The sequence below is a fragment of the Nitratidesulfovibrio liaohensis genome, from assembly GCF_011682075.1.
Classification (GTDB): Bacteria; Desulfobacterota; Desulfovibrionia; order Desulfovibrionales; family Desulfovibrionaceae; genus Cupidesulfovibrio; species Cupidesulfovibrio liaohensis.
The window spans coordinates 1-5,576 of record NZ_VSMK01000160.1 but is presented as its reverse complement, the minus strand read 5'-3'; the positions used below and the strand labels follow the sequence as shown (position 1 = coordinate 5,576).

Sequence of the window (5,576 nt, the reverse complement as noted above, 5' to 3'; positions counted from 1 at the left end):
CACCCGCTGCGGGGCCTGCCTTGCCGTATGCCGGTACAACGCGCTGGATGCGCGGCGGCTGGAGGCCGGGCGGCCCGCCCTGTCCTGCACCCTGTGCCGCGACTGCATCGGCGTGTGCCGTCATGGCGCCATGCAGCTGGCCCTGCCGGGTTTGTCCCCGGCGACGGCGTGGCGCATCTTTTCCGTGCTGGCTGCCGTGCTGCACGCGGTGTTCCTTAACGTGGCCCGCATGTAGCGGCGTGCCTGGCAACGGCTGTTTCCGGGCGGGAGGACGGGCACGGGAGAAGGATGCACGAAAACGGGCGCGGCGGTGTTCCGCCCCGGGCCGGTGAGCCGCCTCTTCACCGGGGGTTTACGTAATCCGGGCCATCATGTATGAATGCCGCCGCCGGAGCCGCCGCGCGCTTCGTGCCCTTTCAGCATCCCGCGCCGCCGGTCCCTCGCATCTCCGGCTCCGTGGACCGCGCCTTCACGAGTGCCACCTGATGAAGAAGATTCCCGAACGGTATCGGCGTAAGATCAGCAAGGACGAGATCAACGAGCTGCCCCTTGAGCGGTATGCGGGTGAAATCCGCATCGTCCGCAGCGAGGAGGAACTCGCTGATGCCGTCGACCGCCTGCGTGACGAGGACGTGCTGGGCTTCGACACCGAAACCCGACCCACCTTCCGCAAGGGCAAGGTCAACCTGCCGTCGCTGGTGCAGCTTGCGTGCAGCGACGTGGTCTACCTGTTCCAGCTCAACTGGCTGCCCTTTGGCGAGGCGCTGGCCTCTGTGCTGTCCGACGCGGACATCGTCAAGACCGGCGTGGCCGTGCGCGACGACATCCGCGACCTGCAAAAGCTGTTCGCCTTCAACGACGCGGGCGTGGTGGACCTGGGCGAGGTGGCGCGCGATTTGGGCCTTGAGACGCACGGCCTGCGCAACCTTGCCGCCAACTTTCTGGAAGTGCGCATCTCCAAGGGTGCCCAGTGTTCCAACTGGAGCAACCGCGAACTGGCCCCCCAGCAGGTGCTGTACGCCGCCACCGATGCCTGGGTCAGCCGCGAGATACACCTGCGCATGCGCAGGCTGGGGCTCATAGCCCGCTAGCCGGTCAGGCTGTCCTCCCGCTGGCCGGACAGTCCGCTTGTCCGGTCAGCCCCTCTTGCCGTCTCCCCTCGCCGCATTTTCCGCGCGCCCCCTGCATGGCATGGTGGCGCGCGTTCCGTTTTTTCGCCTCTTCTCCGTTCCGCCGTCGTTGTCACACCGTCGTCACCAACATGCGGCATGTGTGGTTGCGCCATGGCGGCATGCCCCGGAAATTCCTGTCGCCTTGGCAGTGCCGGAGAAAAATGTCACATCCTTGTAACGGGGCAACCACGCATCCGTCACCGGCAACGCACATCTTCTCGGGCAGGAAAGCGCCAAGGAGTACCACATGACGAAAGAGCGCATTCTGGTGGTGGAAGACGACGAGGACATCCTGCAGTTGCTGACCTTCACCTTCGAATCCGCCGGGTTCGAGGTGCGCACGGCCACCACGGGACGCGAAGGCCTAGACATCGCGCTGCGGCAGAAGCCCGCGCTGGTCTTGCTGGACCTGATGCTGCCCGGCATGAGCGGCCTTGACGTGTGTCGCGAACTGAAGCGCCTGCCGGAAACGGAAGATGTGCCGGTGATCATGCTCACCGCGCGTGGCGAGGAAGTGGATCGCATCGTGGGTCTGGAACTGGGCGCCGACGACTACGTGGTCAAACCCTTCAGCCCGCGCGAACTGGTGCTGCGCATCCGCGCCGTGCTCAAGCGCGCACAGGGCGTGGCCGAAAACCCCCAGCGTTCGCAGTGGCAGATCGACGGGCTTGCACTGGACCTCGACGCGCACCGGGTGGAGGTGGACGGCGAGGAAGCCGCCCTGACCGCCACCGAATTCCGCCTGCTGGCGGAACTGGTGCGCAACCGGGGTCGCGTGCGCACCCGCGACCAGTTGCTGAACACGGTGTGGGGCTACGAGTTCGAAGGGTACGCCCGCACGGTGGATACGCACGTGCGCAGACTGCGCCAGAAGATCGGCGGTTATGCGGCCATGATCGAAACCATCCGGGGCGTGGGATACCGCTTCAAGGAGCAGTAACCCAGGATTCCGGGCGGCGACCATGAACCGCAGGGCGGCCTGCACGGCACACCCGTCATGCACCGCTGCATTACGGCACCGCAACAGCACGGTACCGGCAGACAACCCCGGCACCGATAGACCGCTCCGGTACGGGCACACCGCCTCCAGCGGTGGCATGCCCCATTTTCGCCCAACGCCCCAATGCCCCCAACGCGCGGCGCGCCACGCGCCGCCGGGAACGAGACATGCCAGACAGCAAGAACGTGAAGATGCACGCGGCGTCGCTGAATTTCTACTACGGCGACTTTCAGGCGCTGCACGACATCAACCTGGAATTCGAACGCAACCAGGTCACCGCGCTCATCGGGCCTTCGGGCTGCGGCAAGAGCACCTTTTTGCGGTGTCTGAACCGCATGAACGACCTCATCCCCATCTCGCGAGTGGACGGCGAGATATGCCTCGACGGCATGAACATCCATGACGCCCGACTGGATGTGGTGGAACTGCGGCGCCGCGTGGGCATGGTGTTCCAGAAGCCCAACCCCTTCCCCAAGTCCATATTCGAGAACGTGGCCTACGGACTGCGCGTCAACGGGGTGCGCGACAAGGAATACATCGCCGAAAAGGTGGAACAGAGCCTGCGCCATGCCGCCCTGTGGGACGAAGTGAAGGACCGCCTGCACGAGTCGGGGCTGGGCCTTTCCGGCGGCCAGCAGCAGCGCCTTTGCATCGCGCGCGCCCTGGCCGTGGAGCCGGAAGTGCTGCTGATGGACGAACCCGCCTCCGCGCTGGACCCCATTGCCACCCAGAAGATCGAGGAACTCATCCACATCCTGAAGAAGGACTACACCATCATCATCGTGACCCACAGCATGCAGCAGGCGGCCCGCGTCTCCGACCTGACGGCCTTCTTCTACATGGGGAAACTGGTGGAGTGGGGCGCGACGGAAATGATGTTCACCAGACCGCGCAACAAGCAGACCGAAGATTACATTACCGGCCGGTTCGGGTAGGGGGCTTTCTGTGGAAACGCATTTTCACCAGCAATTGCAGAAGCTTCGCCTGAAGGTGCTGGAAATGGCCGCGCATTCGCAAACGGCCATCGAAACCGCCGTGCGCGCATTGCAGCACCGCGACGCCGACGCAGCGCGCTCGGTCATCGCAGGCGACAAGCTGATCAACACCATAGAGTGCGAGATAGACGAACTCAGCTTCCGGCTGCTGGCGCTGGACCAGCCCATGGCCGTGGACCTGCGCATCATCGTGGCCATCATGCGGGCCAGCATGTATCTGGAGCGGGTGGGCGACGAGGCCGTGAACATCGCCGAGGCGGCCATGTTCCTGGCATCCCGGCCGCCGTTGCCGGAAATGCCCAGCCTGAACGAACTGGGCACCCATGCCGTGGACATGTTCCGCAAGGCGGTGATGTCCTTCCGCGAAAGCGACGCCGGGCTGGCCCGCGAACTGCGCGTGCTGGACAAGCGCTGCAACCAGTTGGACATGCAAGTGCTGCGCGAACTGATGGACTACATGAGCCGCGAAAGCCCCGCCGTGGAACGCGCGGTGCACACCATTCTGGTTTCGCGCAGCCTGGAACGGGTGGGCGACCTGTCCACCAACGTGGGCGAGACGGTGATGTTCATTGTCGAAGGGCTGAACATCAAACACAGTTTTCAGATCAATTCCGGCGGCGCGTGCAGCTAGCGCCCGGCGCGACGTCTTGCAGACACGGCGGGGCTGCCCATGGGGGCGGCCCCGCTTTGCATTCGCGTGAGGCTGCGGTATGCTGTCGCCCCGTCGCCCGCCGGATTGCCGGAAGGGGGCGATACATCCCATACACCCTTGCGGCCCGCACCTGCGGCACCCGCCCCGGAGACCCGATGACCCAATACGGCAAGCGTACCGTGCAGTTTTCCATAACCCCGGAAGAAGCCCCCGCCCTGGTGAGCCGCATCGGCGAGCAGATGGCCAGCGGCGTGATAACCCTTGAAGGCCGTTCCATAGAAATCGACGGCTTCGAGAGCATAGGCATTTCGCTGAAGCGCACCGGCGACAAGCTGCGCGCCCGCGTGAAGGTGAAGTTCCCCAAGCGCCCCGGTGACGCGGGCGAAGCGGGCGGCGATATGGATGACAGTGACGGGGATGACGATTAGCCGCCATACGGCATCGACGGCCCACGGCGACCGGGTCGCCGTTGTGTGCCAGGTCGACCCGGTCGCCGGTCCCGGCCCTGCAGCGCGTGGCGCTGCAAATGCCGGCATGACCGGCGATGCCGTGCATGGTCCGCGCATCGTCTTCTTCACCGGGGGCACGGCGCTGAAGTCGCTCAGCCATGCCCTGACGGGCCGGACGCACAATTCCGCGCATCTGGTCACCCCGTTCGATTCCGGCGGCAGCACGGCCGTGCTGCGGCGCTATATCCGCATGCCCGCCGTGGGCGACCTGCGCAACCGGCTGCTGGCCCTGGCCGACCCCGCCGTGGCAACGCCGCCGCTGGTGGCCTTGTGCGACCTGCGTCTGGCCGATGCCGGGGAACACGACACCCTGATGCAGCGGCTGTACGCCCTGGCCTCGGACCGCGATCCCGCCTGGCGCGGCATCGACTCGTTGGTGGCCGATGTGCTGCGTCTGCACCTGCGCTGGTTTCTGGAATTCGCGCCGCCCGGCTTCGACCCGCACGGCGCATGCCTGGGCAATTTGTTGCTGGCGGGTGGCTACCTGCGCCACGGCGGAGGGCTGGGGCCGGTGCTGCACCTGTTCACGCGGCTGCTGCAGGTGCGGGGCACGGTGGTTCCCATCGTGGACGACGACCTGCATCTGGCGGCGGAACTGACCGATGGCACCGTGCTGCTGGGGCAGCATCGCATCACCGGCAAGGGCGTGCCCGGCATCACCGTGCCGGTGCGCCGCCTTTTCCTGACCCGCACCCGTCCCGATGGTGATGGCCAAGGCGAAGACGGCGGGCCAAATGGACTAGCCGGGCAAGCGAGGCGGGCCGGACACGATGGACTGGTCGGACAGCACGTGGCCGGGGGCGAAAAACGCCACGGCGCCGATGGCGGAAATTCCGCCACGCCCGCCGAGGCGCGTGTGCCCGTATCCGGCGTGGCCGCCCGGCTTATCGCGGAAGCGGATCTGATCTGCTTTCCCATGGGCAGTTTTTACACCAGCGTGCTGGCCAATCTTTTGCCCGAAGGGGTGGGGAGCGCCGTGGCCGCGGCCCCGTGCCCCAAGGTGTACGTGCCCAACAGCGGCACCGACCCGGAACAATTGGGCCTGTCCGTGGCTGATTGCGCCGCCGCCCTGCTGACCATGCTGCGGCGCGATGCGGGCGCGCAGGTCCCCGCCGCCCGCCTGCTGAATACGGTGGTGGTGGATACCCGCAACGGGGTGTACCCCGGCGGCGTCGACCACGAAGGGCTGCGCGCGCAGGGCGTGAATGTGCTGGATGCGCCGGTGGTGCGCGCTCTGCCCGGCGGCGG

At 66.3% G+C, this 5,576-nt stretch carries 7 protein-coding genes; all 7 read left to right on the top strand.

What is annotated here, in order from left to right:
- A partial coding sequence (locus FVW27_RS06695; RefSeq protein WP_341806100.1) for a 4Fe-4S dicluster domain-containing protein occupies nucleotides 1-235 on the top strand: 235 nt, incomplete at its 5' end.
- A 250-nt stretch (nucleotides 236-485) separates the two neighbouring features.
- On the top strand, nucleotides 486-1,091 hold the full coding sequence (locus FVW27_RS06690; protein WP_167123783.1) for a 3'-5' exonuclease: 606 nt from the start codon (nucleotides 486-488) through the stop codon (nucleotides 1,089-1,091).
- A 328-nt stretch (nucleotides 1,092-1,419) separates the two neighbouring features.
- Nucleotides 1,420-2,112: a response regulator gene (locus FVW27_RS06685; RefSeq protein WP_035065555.1), complete on the top strand. Its 693-nt coding sequence runs from the start codon at nucleotides 1,420-1,422 to the stop codon at nucleotides 2,110-2,112.
- A 227-nt stretch (nucleotides 2,113-2,339) separates the two neighbouring features.
- Nucleotides 2,340-3,107: a phosphate ABC transporter ATP-binding protein PstB gene (pstB, locus tag FVW27_RS06680; RefSeq protein ID WP_035065552.1), complete on the top strand. Its 768-nt coding sequence runs from the start codon at nucleotides 2,340-2,342 to the stop codon at nucleotides 3,105-3,107.
- 10 nt (nucleotides 3,108-3,117) lie between these two features.
- The gene (gene phoU, locus FVW27_RS06675; RefSeq protein WP_167123781.1) at nucleotides 3,118-3,798 is read left to right on the top strand and encodes a phosphate signaling complex protein PhoU; all 681 of its coding nucleotides are present in this window, start codon (nucleotides 3,118-3,120) and stop codon (nucleotides 3,796-3,798) included.
- Between the two features lie 176 nt (nucleotides 3,799-3,974).
- Nucleotides 3,975-4,247 (top strand): hypothetical protein, encoded by a 273-nt coding sequence (locus FVW27_RS06670; RefSeq protein WP_167123779.1) that lies wholly within the window; start codon nucleotides 3,975-3,977, stop codon nucleotides 4,245-4,247.
- 106 nt (nucleotides 4,248-4,353) lie between these two features.
- On the top strand, nucleotides 4,354-5,576 hold a 1,223-nt coding region (locus FVW27_RS06665), incomplete at its 3' end, for a 2-phospho-L-lactate transferase CofD family protein (RefSeq protein ID WP_243838259.1).